Consider the following 18,423-nt stretch of genomic DNA (forward strand, 5'->3'; position numbering starts at 1 on the left):
GAGGGGCCATAGCTCAGCTGGGAGAGCGCCTGCCTTGCAAGCAGGAGGTCAGCGGTTCGATCCCGCTTGGCTCCACCAAACAATTTCATCTATTTGGCTTGTTCTTTGAAAACTAGATATCGAAACGAAACAAACGCGAATTAGAACAATCCTTTAAGCTGAACTTGTGTAAACAAGTGAAGTGTATAAAGGTAGTTAAATTGCTTTTGTGATGGTATTGGATGGGAGCGACTTTTGGCTTTGCGCTAGCAAAACAAGGGGAGCGAGCAGTCAAAACCGGAACAAAATGGTTAAGCTACTAAGAGCACACGGAGGATGCCTAGGCGCTAGGAGCCGATGAAGGACGTGGCGAACAACGAAACTGCCTCGGGGAGCTGTAAGCAAGCTTTGATCCGGGGGTGTCCGAATGGGGAAACCCAGCTGGGGTAATTTCCAGTTACACCTAACTGAATACATAGGTTAGTGTGAGGCATACCAGGGGAACTGAAACATCTAAGTACCCTGAGGAAGAGAAAACAATAGTGATTCCGTCAGTAGCGGCGAGCGAACGCGGAGAAGCCCAAACCAGAGAGCTTGCTCTTTGGGGTTGTGGGACGTCTCACATGGAGTTACAAAGGAACCGGTTAAGCGAAGAGGTCTGGAAAGGCCCGCCAAAGAAGGTAAAAGCCCTGTAGTTGAAAGTCTGTTCCCTCCGAGACGGATCCCGAGTAGTGCGGGGCACGTGAAACCCCGTATGAATCCGGCAGGACCATCTGCCAAGGCTAAATACTTCCTAGCGACCGATAGTGAAGCAGTACCGTGAGGGAAAGGTGAAAAGCACCCCGGAAGGGGAGTGAAATAGAACCTGAAACCGTGTGCTTACAAAAAGTCAGAGCCCGTTTTAGGGGTGATGGCGTGCCTTTTGTAGAATGAACCGGCGAGTTACGTTCCCGTGCAAGGTTAAGGTGAAGAGCCGGAGCCGCAGCGAAAGCGAGTCTGAATAGGGCGACTGAGTACGTGGACGTAGACCCGAAACCGGGTGATCTACCCCTGTCCAGGGTGAAGGTGCGGTAACACGCACTGGAGGCCCGAACCCACGCATGTTGAAAAATGCGGGGATGAGGTGGGGGTAGCGGAGAAATTCCAATCGAACTCGGAGATAGCTGGTTCTCCCCGAAATAGCTTTAGGGCTAGCCTCGGAAAACAGAGTCGTGGAGGTAGAGCACTGATTGGGTGCGGGGCCCGCAAGGGTTACCAAGCTCAGTCAAACTCCGAATGCCATAGACTTACTTCCGGGAGTCAGACAGTGAGTGCTAAGATCCATTGTCAAAAGGGAAACAGCCCAGACCATCAGCTAAGGTCCCCAAGTGTGTGTTAAGTGGGAAAGGATGTGGAGTTGCACAGACAACCAGGATGTTGGCTTAGAAGCAGCCACCATTGAAAGAGTGCGTAATAGCTCACTGGTCGAGTGACTCTGCGCCGAAAATGTAACGGGGCTAAACACACCACCGAAGCTATGGCTTGATGCTTTGCATCAGGGGTAGGGGAGCGTTGTATAAGGGTTGAAGGTGTACCGTAAGGAGCGCTGGACATTATACAAGTGAGAATGCCGGTATGAGTAACGAAAAGATCAGTGAGAATCTGATCCGCCGAAAGCCTAAGGGTTCCTGAGGAAGGCTCGTCCGCTCAGGGTAAGTCGGGACCTAAGGCGAGGCCGAAAGGCGTAGTCGAAGGACAACAGGTCGAAATTCCTGTACCACCGTAAGCCGTTATGAGCAATGGGGGGACGCAGTAGGGTAGTGACGCGGACTGATGGATGTCCGTCTAAGCAGTGAGGCTGATGTGTAGGCAAATCCGCACATTGTAAGGCTGAGCTGTGATGGGGAGCGAAAATTATAGTAGCGAAGGTCATGATCTCACACTGCCAAGAAAAGCCTCTAGCCAGGTGAAGGTGCCCGTACCGCAAACCGACACAGGTAGGCGAGAAGAGTATTCTAAGGCGCGCGGAAGAACTCTCGTTAAGGAACTCGGCAAAATGACCCCGTAACTTCGGGAGAAGGGGTGCCCCGGTAGTGTGAATAGCACGAGGGGGCCGCAGTGAAAAGGCCCAAGCGACTGTTTAGCAAAAACACAGGTCTGTGCGAAGCCGTAAGGCGAAGTATACGGGCTGACGCCTGCCCGGTGCTGGAAGGTTAAGGGGAGTGGTTAGGGAGTAATCCCGAAGCTGTGAACCGAAGCCCCAGTAAACGGCGGCCGTAACTATAACGGTCCTAAGGTAGCGAAATTCCTTGTCAGGTAAATTCTGACCCGCACGAATGGCGTAACGACTTGGGCGCTGTCTCAACGAGAGATCCGGTGAAATTTTAATACCTGTGAAGATGCAGGTTACCCGCGACAAGACGGAAAGACCCCATGGAGCTTTACTGCAGCTTGATATTGAATTTGGGTACGATCTGTACAGGATAGGTGGGAGCCTTTGAAACGTGAGCGCCAGCTTGCGTGGAGGCAACGTTGGGATACCACCCTGATCGTATCTAGGTTCTAACCTGGTACCGTAATCCGGTGCGGGGACAGTGTCAGGTGGGCAGTTTGACTGGGGCGGTCGCCTCCTAAAGAGTAACGGAGGCGCCCAAAGGTTCCCTCAGAATGGTTGGAAATCATTCGAAGAGTGCAAAGGCATAAGGGAGCTTGACTGCGAGACCTACAAGTCGAGCAGGGACGAAAGTCGGGCTTAGTGATCCGGTGGTACCGCATGGAAGGGCCATCGCTCAACGGATAAAAGCTACCCTGGGGATAACAGGCTTATCTCCCCCAAGAGTCCACATCGACGGGGAGGTTTGGCACCTCGATGTCGGCTCATCGCATCCTGGGGCTGAAGTAGGTCCCAAGGGTTGGGCTGTTCGCCCATTAAAGCGGTACGCGAGCTGGGTTCAGAACGTCGTGAGACAGTTCGGTCCCTATCTGTCGTGGGCGTAGGAAATTTGAGAGGAGCTGTCCTTAGTACGAGAGGACCGGGATGGACGTACCGCTGGTGTACCAGTTGTTCCGCCAGGAGCACCGCTGGGTAGCTATGTACGGACGGGATAAACGCTGAAAGCATCTAAGCGTGAAGCCCCCCTCAAGATGAGATTTCCCAGTATGTAAGACCCCTTGAAGACGACGAGGTAGATAGGCTGGGGGTGGAAGTGCAGCAATGCATGGAGCTGACCAGTACTAATCGGTCGAGGGCTTATCCAATAGCAAGTGATAATTCGCGTGTTTCGTTTCGAATCTAGTTTTCAGAGAACAACACTCTGAAATGTAAGCTACGCGTTTGGTGGCGATGGCGGAGGGGTTCCACACGTACCCATCCCGAACACGACCGTTAAGCCCTCTAGCGCCGATGGTACTTGGACCGCAGGGTCCTGGGAGAGTAGGACGCCGCCAAGCGAAGAACCACTGCCGATGTTATTCGGTGGTGGTTTTTATTTGTTTATTTAAGGGGATGCGAAAGCATCTCTTATTTGACTTTGTAAGAATCCTCTGACACACTCTAAGGGGTACATATATCACATATCAGGCCATGATTTGGATTGATAATAACTCTAGCGAATGGGGTGTAGGACGACATGGAAATTCAGAAATTGACGGTAGATGATTTTGAACCGGCTATGGCACTTTCCGAATATGCTTTTCAAGTAGTAATGAGTGAGGAACAAAAAGAAAAACGGCGGAGTCAATTTTCGTCACAGGATATATGGGGTGTATATGAGGACGGGCAGCTAGGAGCCAAACTTCACATCATTCCTTTTCAAACCTATATTCATGGCAGATCGTTCGAAATGGGCGGTATTGCGGGTGTAGCCACCTGGCCAGAGTATAGACGTAAAGGCTGGGTAGCGGGTCTGCTGAAGCATGCGTTGGAAGAAATGAATCGTAACAAACAGAGTATATCGTTCTTGCATCCATTCTCTTTTGGTTTCTATCGGAAGTATGGATGGGAGACTTATGTTGAATTTAAACGTTATAAAGTACCTACAGCTCATTTGCCTATGAAAAAAGCGACACCTGGAACAATTCGGCGTGGGGATCCGGGCCTCAGCATATTAAAGGAAGTATACAGTACTTATGCTGAGCGTTATAACGGAACTCTGGTTCGGGATGATGCAAGGTGGGAGAATTCAGTTTTTGTTAATGGGACCAGCCAGAAGGCTGTATATTACGATGAAGCTGATGCAGCACAAGGTTATCTTTTATATGAAGTTAAGGAAAATAAATTTACCATTAAAGAGATCATCTATCTGAATGAAGAGGCTAGGCAAGGGCTGTGGACCTTCATTGCTAATCATGATTCCATGATCCAGGAAGTTACTTTACAGGCGCCTGCCAGTGATACGCTTGCCTTCCAATTGGATAACCCACGGATTCAGCAGGAGATCGTACCTTATTTTATGGCACGCATCGTTAGTGTGGAGCAGTTTATATCCCAGTATCCATTTGCAAGCCAGGACTCACCGGTGCAGATTGTTCTACAGGTAGAGGATACCCACGCTCCGTGGAATGAAGGGGTATGGCAATTAAACGTAGCAATGAATGGAACAGCGTCCATATGGAAAACTTCGGAACCAATTACTGATGATCAGAGTATTAAGTTAGACATTCAGTCCCTTACCGCAGTGCTGATGGGGTATCGCAGACCAACGGAAATGGCACGGATCGGAAGAATTCACGGACCAGAAGCAGCAATCAAGGCTTTGGAACAAGCGATTCCTGAACGGGAAACCTATTTACTCGATTTCTTCTGATGACTATTATTATTCCCAATGCTTCATTTAACTTGATTGGCTTATATAGAAATACGGCGTGATCGAAAGACAAATGGACTTCTCCAGCAATTTTGGAGAGGTTTTTTTGTGTCTGGGGAATATTTCGTGTAAAATCGTAAAAAATGAATAGTGACCCCACTTGGCAAAACCACAAAATATGCTATAATGGTTATAAAGTCAAAGAAAGTCAAAGTCAACTAAAGGTTTAATACTTAAGTAACTTTCTTTCTACAATCTGATGGATGAGCGCTAATATACGGGATTCATTTCATCGGAGGATCAAGGGAATATTAAAGGACCTTCGTGCTTCCTTCGCTCTCCTGTTGATACCTGTGGAAGCAAGATTCGCTGTTTTCCTGATTGGTTAAATGGGTAGAGAAGGTGTACTCTGTGGGGGCGTGTGGGTCCTTATTGACTTAACGTTTCAGACAGTGGAGGATGATTGGATGCGTAATATCTCTGATATTATCGAACGATATCTGAAGAGTATTTTGCATGAAAGTCCCGAAGGAATGGTTGAAATTCAGCGTAATGATCTGGCAGATCAATTCTCATGTGTACCTTCCCAGATCAATTATGTCATCAGCACACGTTTTACACTCGAGAAGGGATACCTGGTAGAGAGTAAACGCGGCGGTGGTGGTTATGTTCGCATACAGCGCATTGAATTACCGGCCCAATCAGCTCTGCATAATCATTTGCACCATAGTATTGGTGAAGAGATCGGGCAGACAGCTGCCGAAGGTTTGATCTATCAATTGGAAGAAGCACGCTTCTTGAGCAAGCGGGAAGCCGGGTTGATGCGAGCTGCTGTATCTAGAGAGGTTATATTAGTCAAACTTCCTTACCGGGATCAAATTCGTGCCAGAATGTTGAAGGCGATGTTAATATCTTTGCTCGGTAAATGAAAACTATCGGGGTCAAAGGAGGTACATCAATATGCTGTGCCAAGAATGCAATAAACGTCCGGCGACACTTCATTTTACGAAAATCGTAAATGGAGAGAAGACGGAATTCCATATTTGTGAGTCATGTGCCCGTGAAAAAGGGGAAATGATCCCTGGAACAGCAGGCGGGTTTTCCATTCACAACTTGTTGTCCGGATTGCTTGATTTTGATCCAGCCAGCAAAAGTGGATCGGCAGGAACACCACCTGCAAAAGCACTTCAGTGTGAAGAGTGTGGTATGACGTACTCACAATTCAGCAAGATAGGCCGATTTGGCTGCAGTTCATGTTATAAATATTTTGACAGCCGTCTGGACCCTTTGTTCAAGCGGGTTCATGGTAGTACGTCCCATGTAGGCAAAGTGCCTGCACGAGCTGGTGGTCGCATCAAGGTGAAACGGCAAATCGCTGATCTGAAGCGTGAGCTCCAGGAGAGCATCGCCCAAGAGGAATTTGAAGAGGCGGCTCAGATCCGTGACCAGATCAGAGGACTTGAAAAAGGAATAGCTCAGGAGTAAAGTTTGTCATGAGTAGGAGGGATGCGTAATGCCTAATCTGCGCTTTACAGAGAAGGCGCTCAGCGACTGGATGCGCAGTGATGCGGCTGATTCCGAAATCGTCATTAGCAGCCGTGTCCGGATTGCGCGCAACCTTCAGCATGTTCCGTTTCCGATGCTGGCTTCCAATGAGCAATCGGAAGAGGTGCTGAATAAGCTGAGCGAAGTACTTCAATACGATGACGTTCATGCCTTTGGGGATTTTCATACGTTGGATCTGATCGATATTGACGAACTCGACAAACGGGTGCTGGTGGAGAAACATCTCATCAGTCCAAGTCTTGCGAATGAATCCAGAAATGGTGCGGTTATTCTCAGTGAGGATGAGTCTGTCAGTATTATGATTAATGAAGAGGATCATCTTCGTATCCAGTGCCTCTATCCGGGGTTCCAGGTGAAAGAAGCCTGGGAGAAAGCTTCTGCAATAGATGATGCTTTTGAAGCGCACGTGGATTATGCTTTTGATGATCGCAGAGGATACTTAACCAGCTGTCCTACTAATGTAGGTACAGGTGTCAGAGCATCGGTTATGATGCACCTGCCTGCCCTGGTGATGACGCAGCAGATTGGCCGTATTTTAACCGCAGTTTCCCAAGTGGGATTGACTGTAAGGGGGATATACGGTGAAGGCAGTGAGGCGATGGGTAACCTGTTCCAGATCTCGAACCAGATTACACTGGGACAGACCGAACAGGAAGTCATCGAGAACCTGCATGGTGTTGTATTACAGATGATTGGTCATGAACGTACTGCCAGAGAACGGTTAATTACCGACTCCAGACTTCGAATTACGGATCGGGTCATGCGTTCTTACGGCATATTGTCTCATGCAGCTATTGTTGATTCAAAGGAAGCTGCACAGCGCTTATCGGATGTACGCCTTGGCGTGGATCTCGGCTTGTTGGATGGACTGTCCATCACGGTAATGAATGAGTTGAACGTGATGACACAGCCGGGATTTTTGCAGAAAACATTCGGGGAAGATATGCGCACAGATGAGCGTGACATCTATCGTGCTCAGTTGATTCGTGATACGATCAATGCAGCGAAGCAGTCCTAGCTTAGCCTGATATTGTATTGAATTATGGTTTCATGCCGCATTGCGGCTTTTATATAATAAGGCATGCACAAATGCCGAATGACTTTATTCGCAGCACGGCTGCAAACAAAAATGATATGAAGAATACGACGGGAATTATTTGATTCCCCTCGTTTTATCCAAAACCATGGAGGTGCAGGAGATATGATGTTTGGAAGATTTACGGAACGGGCCCAAAAGGTGCTCGCACTCGCGCAGGAAGAAGCTGTCCGTCTCGGTCATAATAACATCGGTACTGAGCATATTTTGCTCGGCCTCATTCGTGAAGGCGAAGGCATCGCAGCCAAAGCACTGATCGGCCTGGGACTCGGATTGGAAAAAATTCAGGATGAAGTAGAAACGCTGATTGGCCGTGGCCAAGAGCAACCTACCAACATTGCATATACGCCACGTGCGAAAAAAGTAATTGAGCTGTCTATGGATGAAGCTCGTAAATTGGGCCATACCTATGTAGGCACAGAGCATATCCTGCTCGGATTGATTCGTGAAGGCGAGGGTGTTGCAGCGCGTGTACTCAATAACCTGGGAATTAGCCTGAACAAAGCACGTCAACAAGTGTTACAGTTGCTTGGCAGCAGTGAAGCTGTATCCAGCCATAATGGAACACCTGCCAATGTCAGCACACCAACACTGGACAGTCTGGCACGTGACCTCACGGCTTACGCCAGAGAGAATAACCTGGACCCAGTCATTGGACGTAGCAAAGAAATTGAGCGTGTCATCCAAGTGCTCAGCCGTCGTACCAAGAACAACCCGGTATTGATCGGTGAGCCAGGTGTAGGTAAAACAGCGATTGCTGAAGGCCTTGCACAAAAAATCATTGCAAATGAGATTCCGGAAACATTGCGCGACAAACGTGTAATGACTCTGGATATGGGTTCAGTAGTCGCTGGAACCAAATATCGTGGTGAGTTTGAAGATCGTCTGAAAAAAATCATGGATGAGATTCGCCAAGCAGGTAACATTGTCCTGTTTATCGACGAATTGCATACTTTGATTGGCGCAGGCGGAGCTGAAGGTGCCATCGATGCTTCTAACATTTTGAAACCGGCTCTGGCCCGTGGAGAATTGCAATGTATCGGTGCGACAACACTGGATGAATATCGTAAATACATCGAGAAGGATGCAGCGCTTGAGCGTCGTTTCCAACCGATTACTGTAGATCAGCCTTCTCCGGAAGAAGCGATTCAAATCTTGCATGGCTTGCGTGACCGTTATGAGGCGCATCACCGCGTGAAAATTACGGACGAAGCGATTGTACAGGCGGTTAAACTGTCTGACCGTTACATTACAGACCGTTTCCTGCCAGACAAAGCGATCGATCTGATTGACGAGGCGGGTTCCAAAGTAAGATTGAACTCTTACACGATCCCACCAAACCTGAAACAACTGGAAAGCCGTCTGGAAGATATCCGCAAGGAAAAAGACGCTGCAGTTCAAAGCCAGGAGTTCGAAAAAGCAGCCGCTCTGCGTGATACGGAACAAAAAATCCGTGAAGAGCTGGATGTAACGAAGAACCAATGGAAAGAAAAACAAGGTCGCACGGATTCCGAAGTAACACCTGAAGATATCGCACAAGTGGTAGCCAACTGGACAGGAATTCCGGTGAACAAGCTGAAAGAAGAAGAGACACAACGTCTGATGAATCTGGAATCGATTCTGCATGAACGTGTCATCGGCCAGGATGAGGCTGTGAAGTCCGTCAGCCGTGCGGTTCGTCGTGCTCGTGCGGGACTTAAAGATCCAAAACGTCCGATGGGTTCATTCATCTTCCTCGGTCCTACTGGGGTAGGTAAAACAGAACTTGCTCGTGCTCTGGCTGAAGCAATGTTCGGTGATGAAAATGCAGTAATCCGTATTGATATGTCCGAGTATGGCGAGAAGCACTCGACTTCCCGACTCGTCGGAGCGCCTCCGGGATATGTTGGATACGAAGAAGGTGGTCAGCTGACAGAGAAAGTTCGTCGCAAGCCATACTCCGTAGTCCTGCTTGATGAGATCGAGAAAGCACATCCAGAGGTATTCAATATCTTGCTGCAAGTGCTTGAGGATGGTCGTCTGACGGATTCCAAAGGTCGCGTTGTTGACTTCCGGAATACGCTGATTATCCTGACATCCAACGTGGGTGCTGAAGCGATCAAACGTAACTCTACACTTGGCTTCACAGCAGTTGTGGATGCAGGTGCAGATTACGATAACATGAAGGGTAAAGTCATGGATGAGCTGAAGAAAAGCTTCCGTCCAGAGTTCCTTAACCGGATTGATGAAATTATCGTATTCCACTCTCTGGAACAGAAACACATTGCAGAGATTGTTACCCTCATGAGTGAGGAACTTCGCAAACGGCTGCGTGAATACGAAGTTGACTTCGAACTCACCGACAATGCGAAGGACTTCCTTGCCAAAGCCGGCTTTGATCCAGCTTACGGTGCACGTCCGCTTCGTCGGGCAATCCAGAAGCATATCGAGGACAAATTGTCTGAAGAGTTGCTCACAGGTAACGTAACCAAAGGGGATTCATTGCTCATCGACGAAGAGAACGGTGCATTGTCTGTTACGAAAAAAGACGTGGTTGTTCCTTCGAATGAGGAAATCGAAACCAAATAATATACAGCAAGCACTGGAGTTAAACTTCAGCTTGTATTAATCCTTAATCCTTCTCGGCTTCGGCCGGGGAGGATTTTTTGCACTTTGGACAGAAGACGGACATGATTATGTCAGGAACATGTGTAAAGTTTGCGATAATCCTTTACGAAAAATCTCAAACAATGGTAAACTTTTAGTAACCCTGCACGTCAGGGAGTTTGGGTGAAATTCGTCGAATAATGCAAAATGCTGTTATAAAACTAAATTATAGGAGTGCTGAAGTGGCCAAAGTTAAAACCAAGTTTCAATGTACGGAATGCGGCTATGAAGCCCCCAAGTGGTACGGTAAGTGTCCGGGTTGTCAGTCATGGAATTCAATGGTGGAAGAAACAGAGACGGTGGTCAAAACACAAGGGAGAAATTCTCCTCTGTTTGACAGTAAAGATAAACCGCTTCCTATCATAGATATAGATAGCGGTCAGGAACCGCGTGTACAGACTGGAATCGGAGAGTTGAACCGGGTATTGGGTGGCGGAATCGTTCCAGGTTCACTCGTTCTGGTGGGCGGAGATCCGGGTATCGGTAAATCAACGTTGATGTTGCAGACGTCTCATGCTTTAACGCACTCGGGTTTGCGTGTGTTATATGTTTCCGGTGAGGAATCAGTCAAGCAAACCAAATTGCGGGCAGACCGTCTCGGGGCACTCTCTGCCGAGTTGTATGTGCTGTGTGAAACCAATATGGAACGTGTAGAGGAAGCGGTGGATCAGATCCAGCCGCATTTTCTTGTCATCGACTCCATTCAGACGGTGTATCTTCCCGAAGTTACCAGTGCGCCGGGTAGTGTAGCACAGGTAAGGGAATGTACGTCAAGGTTCATGCGAATTGCCAAAGGCAGAGGCATTGCAACGGTTCTTGTGGGGCATGTTACCAAAGAAGGTGCCATTGCCGGTCCGCGTATGTTAGAACATATGGTGGATTGCGTGCTTTATTTTGAAGGAGAACGGCATCATACGTATCGCCTGCTGCGTGCGGTGAAGAACCGTTTTGGTTCAACCAATGAGATTGGCATTTTTGAAATGGGAGAGGATGGACTTCGTGAGGTGGGCAATCCGTCCGAACTCTTTTTGTCAGAACGTCCACTGGGTGTAGCAGGTTCAACGGTAGTTGCCAGTATGGAGGGTACACGCCCTCTGCTCGTGGAATTACAGGCGTTGATCTCGACTACTCATTTCCCTTCTCCCCGCCGTATGGCAACAGGGGTAGATCTGCATCGATTAAATCTGATCATTGCAGTGCTGGAGAAACGGATGGGCATGTTTTTACAGACCCAGGATGCATATCTGAACGTGGCTGGTGGAGTACGGTTGGATGAGCCCGCTGTAGATTTGGCGGTTGCTGTCAGCATTGCATCCAGTTTGAGAGATGTACCGACCAAGCCGGATGACGTCATCTTTGGCGAGATTGGTCTGACAGGTGAGGTTCGAGCCGTATCACGGGCCGAACAACGAGTGAAGGAAGCCGCGAAGCTGGGCTTCAAACGAGTCATTTTACCGGAAAAAAGCTTAAAGGGCTGGAAACATCCTCGCGGGATACAACTGATCGGTGTGAATACCGTGGCAGATGCACTAGCGGTTGCTTTAGATTAGGGGGCATAACAAGATGAAAGATATGAGCCAACTGGATAATATGAATGAATTGTTAAGGCTGATCGCACCAGGTACACCTTTCCGCGAAGGTCTGGAAAATGTGCTGCGCGCCAAGACAGGCGCACTGCTTGTTGTAGGATACAGCCCTGAAGTCATGGAAGTAGTGGATGGGGGATTCTCGATTAACTGTGATTTCTCCCCGAACTATCTGTATGAACTCGCCAAGATGGATGGAGCCATTATTCTTAGCGAGGATTTGAAGCGTATTCTTTACGCCAATACCCAGTTAATCCCGGACTCTTCGATCTCTTCATCAGAGACGGGGATTCGTCACCGGACGGCAGAGCGTGTAGCAAAGCAAACGGGTAAACTGGTCGTATCCATATCACAGCGCCGGAATATCATTACTTTGTATCAGGGAACACTTCGTTATTCCCTCAAGGAAATCGGGGTTATTTTGACCAAAGCGAATCAAGCGATTCAAACCCTGGAGAAATACAAAGCGGTATTAACACAGTCCCTTACGAATCTGAGTGCCTCTGAATTTGAGGAACTGGTGACGATTCCTGAAGTGGTTAATGTGATTCAGCGTACCGAAATGGTGATGCGGATCAAAACGGAAATCAAACGATATATTCATGAACTCGGGAATGAGGGAAGACTCATTTCCATGCAAATGGAAGAACTCGTGGGTACAACGGAAGAAGAAGCCTGGTTGTTGTATAAGGACTATGCCCGTGACGACAGTGATGACAAAATCCGTGAAATTATCGTGGGACTGAAAAGATTGTCGGACGATGAGTTGCTGGATGCACATCATATTGTCCGTCTGCTCGGCTATCCATCATCAGCGGCTACTTCTGAGGATTCGGTTGCACCTCGTGGATTCCGGGTATTAAATAAGATCCCCCGCCTGCCCAATGTCATTATCCATAATCTGGTGGATCAATTCGAACAATTGCCTCATGTTATTATGGCTACAATTGAAGAACTGGACGAAGTGGATGGTATTGGTGAAGTTCGTGCCCGGACCATTAAGGAAGGCCTCAAACGTTTGCAGGAGCAAATGTTTATCGACAGACAGATGTAAGGGTTTGCCTATATAAAGGCTTGAAATGGATGAGGTGAAACAACGATGCTAACCAGATTCATTCCGAATCTCTTTACCCTGGGTAATCTGTTTCTTGGAATGATGGCAATTTTGCTTGCGATTGATGGAAATTACAGTTTGGCTGCCATTATGGTCATTGTAGCGATGCTGCTGGATGGTCTGGATGGCCGAGTGGCACGTGCGCTCAATGCTCAAAGTGAATTCGGCAAGGAACTTGATTCCTTGTCTGACATGGTTTCCTTTGGTGCAGCACCAGCCCTGATCATATTTATGGTGTCGTTTCAAGATTCGATGCCGATCCTCGCCTGGATCGCAACAGCGGCTTTTCCGATCTGTGGAGCCATTCGTCTTGCGCGGTTTAATGTTCGGCCGGGCATCCCCGGGTACTTCACAGGTCTGCCAATTCCGGCAGCCGGCGGGGTACTGGCCACACTGTCCTTGTTCAATAAGGATATTGGCCCGGTTAGCATGATGATTGCTACGTTGCTATTATCGTATCTGATGGTGAGTTCGCTTAAATATCCCAATTTCAAAAAGGTCGGTTTGCCACGCAAGGCAATCTGGATTGCACCATGGGTTGTGTTATTTGCCATAGCCGTAGCCGTTATTTTCCCGGAGCAGTTATCCAAATTGATCTTTATTCCGCTGGTGTTATACGCCTTGTATGGAATGAAGCATAATGTGCGAACAGCGGCCTCGCGTAGTCGGGCGAAAAAGCGCAAGGATGAGAAATCTTCCCGTCCTTCCGATCGTTAAGTCGCCTTGGGTACAGACAGTATACAAAGAAAGCACGTACTCTCCTGAACTGGAGAATGCGTGCTTTTTGTTTATTCAGATCTATTTACGGTAAAAGAAACCCTTGCGGACGACATACATATCTTCTTACGACAGATTAAACATCCCTAACGTTGAACACTTCTGTGATTCGTGATTTACGACCTCTTCCATGTTAATGTCCAGCAGATTGCAGAGAGCCGACATGTAGAACAGGTTACGCCCTAGCTCAGAGCTGATGACCTCTCTGCAGTTCTCACACAACTCACCTTCCACATGCGTTTCCAGCAGGCCCTTGGTTTGAGCGATATCGCTCTCCGGGGCATATTTTTGCTTGGTGGCGTGCAGCTCGATGCAGCCGCATTCGGTAATGGCTTTGGACACGGCACGGTTAACAGACGCTCCGGCTTGTCCCGTTTTGGACAGTACATCAATCAGGCTGCGATGACGCAGCAACAGTTCAGAAACTTGATCCTGGAAAGCCTGTAAACTTAGCGTACTCATTTTGCCACTCACCTCGGGATATGAATTGAATTCATTATATGCCAATAATTTACCTACTTTCAACTGACGATTGCAACATTTCCAAAAAGTTCTTCCGGATGGGATTAGCATTTCTGGAATTGGATCATACTGGATATAAAGATCAAGATACATTGAAGGAGGTGCAGGGACTAATGTGGAAAAAAGGCATTTTAACTTTTACAGGATTGTGCGGTGCATGGTTCGGCTACACGGCATATCATCTGGCAGGAAAATCGGTCCCATGGATGGCTGAGTGGATTCAGTCAGCAGGATTACTGGGAGCTGGTATATCGACACTGCTGGGAGCTGTAATGTTTATGGCTGTATGTAATATTGGTGGAACATTGATGGCAGACAGGCTGCATAGTGGAATCAATTCATTGGCAAAAGTACCTATGAACGAACTGGCGGCAGGTGCCGCAGGTACCGTTGCAGGATTGCTGGTGGCCTTGTTGCTCTACCCTGTTGTGGGATGGATGGGGACGGCAGGAGAAGTGCTGCAAGTGGCGCTGACGGTGATTAGTGCTTATTCCGGCTACACCCTTGCCATGGCAAAGAAAGACGATCTGGGGGCCTTCTGGATGTCTGGGCGATGGGGTCATCCCGAGGTGGACGAGGATAGACGGATGGAAGAACATAAAATTCTGGATACCAGTGTTATTATCGATGGACGTATCGCTGATATATGCAAAACCGGATTTATTGAAGGCACGATCGTAATCCCGGAATTTGTTCTGGAGGAGCTGCAGCATATTGCCGATTCATCGGATCTGCTCAAGCGGAACAGAGGACGGCGTGGACTGGACATTTTGAACAAAATCCAGAAGGAACTCGATGTAAAAGTCCTCATCTATGAAGGGGATTTCGAGGAAATCTCCGAGGTGGACAGCAAACTGGTTAAACTGGCTAAAGTGCTTCAGGGCAAAGTGGTCACCAATGACTTTAACCTGAACAAAGTGTGCGAACTCCAGGGTGTATCTGTATTGAACATTAATGATCTCGCCAATGCGGTTAAGCCGGTTGTTCTGCCAGGTGAGGAGATCATGGTGCAGATCATCAAGGATGGTAAGGAACATGGTCAAGGTGTAGCTTATCTGGATGATGGCACAATGATCGTTGTGGAGGGTGGACGCGAGTATATCGGCATGATGATGGAAGTGCTGGTGACCAGTGTGCTGCAGACTTCAGCGGGGCGAATGATTTTTGCCAAGCCGAAACTGTTGGAAAAAGCCCAATAAAGCGGTATGATGGGTAGTGTATCGTTGAATGATATTGTATATCTTTGGACGATAAACTGACAGACAAGGCAGGGATTGCGGCATGGATAAAGGGTGGGGCGTTGTCATTGTGGCAGCAGGTCGCGGAACCCGGATGGGGACGACCGAGAGTAAACAGTTTCTGTTGCTGCAGGACAAGCCCGTTTTCATACATACGCTTGAGGTATTTGCTGCGCTGGACGAGATCCGCGAGATGGTGCTGGTCACAGGAGCCGCAGATGTTGAACGCTGCCAGGATTGGGTAAAAGAATACCAACTGGATTCACGTGTCCGTGTTATCCCCGGAGGGAAAGAGAGACAACATTCTGTCCATAAAGGCCTTGAGGCACTTGGGACGGATTGGGTTCTCGTTCACGACGGGGTACGTCCTTTTGTGAACCATGAGCAGATCAAGGGATGCATGGCGGCTGCCATATCCGGTGGTGGAGCAGCTGTACTGGCGGTTCCCGTGAAGGATACGATCAAACAAGTGAATGCGGAAGGAGTCGTTACGGCGACGCCAGACCGCAGCAGTCTGTGGAGCATTCAAACCCCGCAGGCTTTTCGTCTTTCATCCCTGCTCTCCGCCTACGAATCAGCGGAGCAGGACGGATTTCTGGGAACAGATGATGCCATGCTGGCTGAACGTCAGGGAATGTCGGTCAAGGTTGTGGAAGGCAATTATACCAATATCAAATTAACAACGCCGGAAGATTTGCAATACGCTGCGTTTTTGCTGGGGGGAGAGAAGAAGCGATGATACGTGTAGGACAGGGATTTGATGTACATCAGCTGGTAGAGGGACGCCCGTGTATTATTGGCGGAGTAACGATTCCTTATGAAAAAGGACTGCTGGGTCACTCGGACGCAGACGTGCTGTTACACGCGATTAGTGATGCCATTTTGGGTGCGCTGGCACTTGGAGATATTGGCAAGCACTTCCCGGATACCGATCCGGAATTCAAAGATGCCGACAGCCTGAAATTGCTGGAGCATGTATGGCAGCTTGTGAAGGATCGCGGGTATAAGCTAGGGAATATCGACTCAACGATTATTGCCCAAAAGCCGAAGATGGCTCCTTACATTCCACAGATGGCTGAGGTTATTGCCAAGGCGCTAGAAGCGGATGTAACACAGGTGAACGTGAAAGCAACAACGACAGAGCAACTGGGATTCCCGGGACGGGGAGAGGGCATTGCCGCTCAATCCGTTGTTTGCCTTGTACGTGTGTGATATCATCAATCAATTAGTGACGGAGGGGATCATATGAGCACGGAAATTCGTGTGCGTTACGCGCCGAGCCCAACGGGACACCTGCATATCGGGAATGCCCGTACGGCGTTGTTTAACTATTTATATGCCAAACATAATAACGGTAAATTCATTATTCGTATTGAAGATACAGACGTGAAACGGAATATTGCTGGTGGTGAAGAAAGCCAACTGAAATACCTGAAATGGCTCGGAATTGAGTGGGACGAAAGTATTGACGTGGGCGGAGAATACGGACCATACCGTCAAACGGAACGTCTGGACCTCTATCGTAAATATACGCAGGAATTGCTGGATAAAGGTCTGGCTTACCGTTGCTTCTGCACGGAAGAAGAATTGGAGCAAGAGCGCGAGGAACAGTCAGCACGTGGAGAAACACCGCGTTATTCTGGCAAACACCGTGACCTGACTCCAGAGCAAATTAGTGCGTTTGAAGCGGAAGGCCGCGTAGCGAGTATTCGTTTCCGTGTGCCGGAAGAGCGCACATATACGTTTGATGACATGGTTAAAGGTACAATCTCGTTCAACAGCAAGGAATCCGGTGACTTCGTCATTGTGAAAAAAGACGGCATTCCCACATACAACTATGCCGTTGCTGTGGATGATCACTTGATGAAGATCTCCCACGTCCTGCGTGGGGAAGATCACATCTCAAACACGCCGCGTCAACTGATGATCTATGAAGCGCTTGGCTGGGAGCCACCGCAATTCGGTCATATGACGCTGATCGTGAATGAAAATCACAAGAAGCTGAGTAAACGGGATGAATCCGTCATTCAGTTTATTGAGCAGTATGATCAGCTCGGCTATTTGCCTGAAGCGATGTTTAACTTCATTTCCCTGCTTGGCTGGTCGCCGGAAGGGGAGGAAGAAATCTTCTCGCAAGAGCAGCTGATCTCCATTTTTGATACGAAACGTCTGTCCAAGAGCCCGGCGGTATTTGATACCCACAAGCTGGCTCACTTGAACAACCACTATATCAAACACGCTGATCCGGAACGTATTGCCGAAATGGCCATTCCGCATCTGCAAAAGGCTGGACGTATTTCTTCCGAGCTGTCTGCTGAACAAAAAGAATGGGCTTATACTCTGGTACACCTGTACCAGGAGCAAATGAATTCTGCCTCCGATATTGTCGAATTGTCGGAAGTATTCTTCCGTTCCAATCTGGAGCTTGAAAGTGAAGGAGAAGCAGTGCTTGCGGAGGAGCAGGTGCCAACTGTACTGAAGGCATTTGCGGATAAAGTACAGGCGAGCGAAGAGTTTACTCCAAGCAAAATGGCTGCATTGATCAAGGAAGTACAGAAAGAAACCGGCTTTAAGGGCAAACAGCTCTTTATGCCAATTCGTGTAGCCTTGACTGGACAGACGCATGGACGGGATCTGAACCAAACGATCGTACTTCTGGGTCGTGATACGGTGATCGAGCGATTGCTTGCACAAGTAAAATAAGCTTATTCGAGGACATTCCGTTTATTTGGAATCTGAACACAGTCCTATGATGTATGGATTACGTAGGAGGCTGTTGTCAGTCTGAGGCCTTTTCGCTATAATAACAACACAACGAATAATTGATATGATTTATCTAATAGAACAGCAAAGATCGGGAGGAGTAGACTGACCCGGACAGATTCAGAGAGGATGGTCCCGCACCAAAGAGATTTCTTTGGTTGCGGTGGCTGTGAACCGTCCACTGTCCATCAGTCGAAATGCGCCCGTGAGCTGCACAGCCGAATCCAGCCCCGCCTTTGTCGATCATGACAAAGGAAAACGTTAGGATAGGTTGTGACGATTGGTTTCCGTTACCAAACCGCTTGAGGGCTTATTCTATTTAAGAATGAACCGAGCAGAGTGGGACCGCGAT

General features: G+C 48.4%; 13 protein-coding genes, 1 tRNA gene and 2 rRNA genes. 15 read left to right on the plus strand and 1 reads right to left on the minus strand.

Annotated elements, in window-relative coordinates:
• The first annotated feature begins 2 nt into the window (after positions 1-2).
• From NSQ38_RS08680 to pssA, 11 genes are all read left to right on the plus strand, one after another.
• Positions 3-78 (plus strand) — tRNA-Ala (locus tag NSQ38_RS08680).
• 210 nt (positions 79-288) lie between these two features.
• A 23S ribosomal RNA gene (locus tag NSQ38_RS08685) occupies positions 289-3,216 on the plus strand.
• A gap of 75 nt (positions 3,217-3,291) precedes the next feature.
• Positions 3,292-3,408 (plus strand): 5S ribosomal RNA (gene rrf / locus NSQ38_RS08690).
• A gap of 179 nt (positions 3,409-3,587) precedes the next feature.
• Entirely contained in the window at positions 3,588-4,763 is a 1,176-nt protein-coding gene (locus NSQ38_RS08695) for a GNAT family N-acetyltransferase (protein ID WP_339788659.1), read from the plus strand.
• 467 nt (positions 4,764-5,230) lie between these two features.
• On the plus strand, positions 5,231-5,692 hold the full coding sequence (locus NSQ38_RS08700; protein WP_036607135.1) for a CtsR family transcriptional regulator: 462 nt from the start codon (positions 5,231-5,233) through the stop codon (positions 5,690-5,692).
• 31 nt (positions 5,693-5,723) lie between these two features.
• The gene (locus NSQ38_RS08705) at positions 5,724-6,248 is read left to right on the plus strand and encodes a UvrB/UvrC motif-containing protein (RefSeq protein WP_091039155.1); all 525 of its coding nucleotides are present in this window, start codon (positions 5,724-5,726) and stop codon (positions 6,246-6,248) included.
• A 28-nt stretch (positions 6,249-6,276) separates the two neighbouring features.
• On the plus strand, positions 6,277-7,347 hold the full coding sequence (locus tag NSQ38_RS08710) for a protein arginine kinase (protein WP_036607140.1): 1,071 nt from the start codon (positions 6,277-6,279) through the stop codon (positions 7,345-7,347).
• A gap of 183 nt (positions 7,348-7,530) precedes the next feature.
• Positions 7,531-9,993 carry an ATP-dependent Clp protease ATP-binding subunit gene (locus tag NSQ38_RS08715; RefSeq protein WP_062836200.1) on the plus strand — a complete coding sequence of 821 codons (2,463 nt, stop codon included), beginning with the start codon at positions 7,531-7,533 and terminating at the stop codon, positions 9,991-9,993.
• A gap of 260 nt (positions 9,994-10,253) precedes the next feature.
• The gene (radA, locus tag NSQ38_RS08720; RefSeq protein ID WP_036671578.1) at positions 10,254-11,621 is read left to right on the plus strand and encodes a DNA repair protein RadA; all 1,368 of its coding nucleotides are present in this window, start codon (positions 10,254-10,256) and stop codon (positions 11,619-11,621) included.
• Positions 11,622-11,634: 13 nt separating this feature from the next.
• Positions 11,635-12,711, plus strand: a complete 1,077-nt coding sequence (gene disA / locus NSQ38_RS08725; RefSeq protein ID WP_047841130.1) for a DNA integrity scanning diadenylate cyclase DisA — start codon at positions 11,635-11,637, stop codon at positions 12,709-12,711.
• Between the two features lie 45 nt (positions 12,712-12,756).
• A complete protein-coding gene (gene pssA, locus NSQ38_RS08730; RefSeq protein ID WP_017692048.1) occupies positions 12,757-13,488 on the plus strand; it encodes a CDP-diacylglycerol--serine O-phosphatidyltransferase in 732 nt (243 codons plus the stop codon).
• A gap of 126 nt (positions 13,489-13,614) precedes the next feature.
• On the opposite strand, the gene NSQ38_RS08735 is transcribed toward pssA, so the two are convergent.
• Positions 13,615-14,010 (minus strand): hypothetical protein, encoded by a 396-nt coding sequence (locus NSQ38_RS08735; RefSeq protein WP_017692049.1) that lies wholly within the window; start codon positions 14,008-14,010, stop codon positions 13,615-13,617.
• Between the two features lie 173 nt (positions 14,011-14,183).
• Between NSQ38_RS08735 and NSQ38_RS08740 the strand changes: the two genes are divergently transcribed.
• The 4 genes from NSQ38_RS08740 (at position 14,184) to gltX (ending at position 18,011) form a co-directional block, all read left to right on the plus strand.
• Entirely contained in the window at positions 14,184-15,269 is a 1,086-nt protein-coding gene (locus tag NSQ38_RS08740; RefSeq protein WP_338588652.1) for a PIN/TRAM domain-containing protein, read from the plus strand.
• Between the two features lie 82 nt (positions 15,270-15,351).
• Entirely contained in the window at positions 15,352-16,047 is a 696-nt protein-coding gene (gene ispD, locus NSQ38_RS08745) for a 2-C-methyl-D-erythritol 4-phosphate cytidylyltransferase (protein ID WP_091039159.1), read from the plus strand.
• On the plus strand, positions 16,044-16,520 hold the full coding sequence (ispF, locus tag NSQ38_RS08750) for a 2-C-methyl-D-erythritol 2,4-cyclodiphosphate synthase (protein ID WP_017692052.1): 477 nt from the start codon (positions 16,044-16,046) through the stop codon (positions 16,518-16,520). Before ispD ends, ispF begins: the two co-directional genes overlap by 4 nt.
• 33 nt (positions 16,521-16,553) lie before the next feature.
• A complete protein-coding gene (gene gltX, locus NSQ38_RS08755) occupies positions 16,554-18,011 on the plus strand; it encodes a glutamate--tRNA ligase (protein WP_076334125.1) in 1,458 nt (485 codons plus the stop codon).
• The last annotated feature ends 412 nt before the right edge of the window (positions 18,012-18,423 follow it).

The organism is Paenibacillus sp. FSL R7-0313 (assembly GCF_037969885.1).
Taxonomy (GTDB): domain Bacteria; phylum Bacillota; class Bacilli; order Paenibacillales; family Paenibacillaceae; genus Paenibacillus.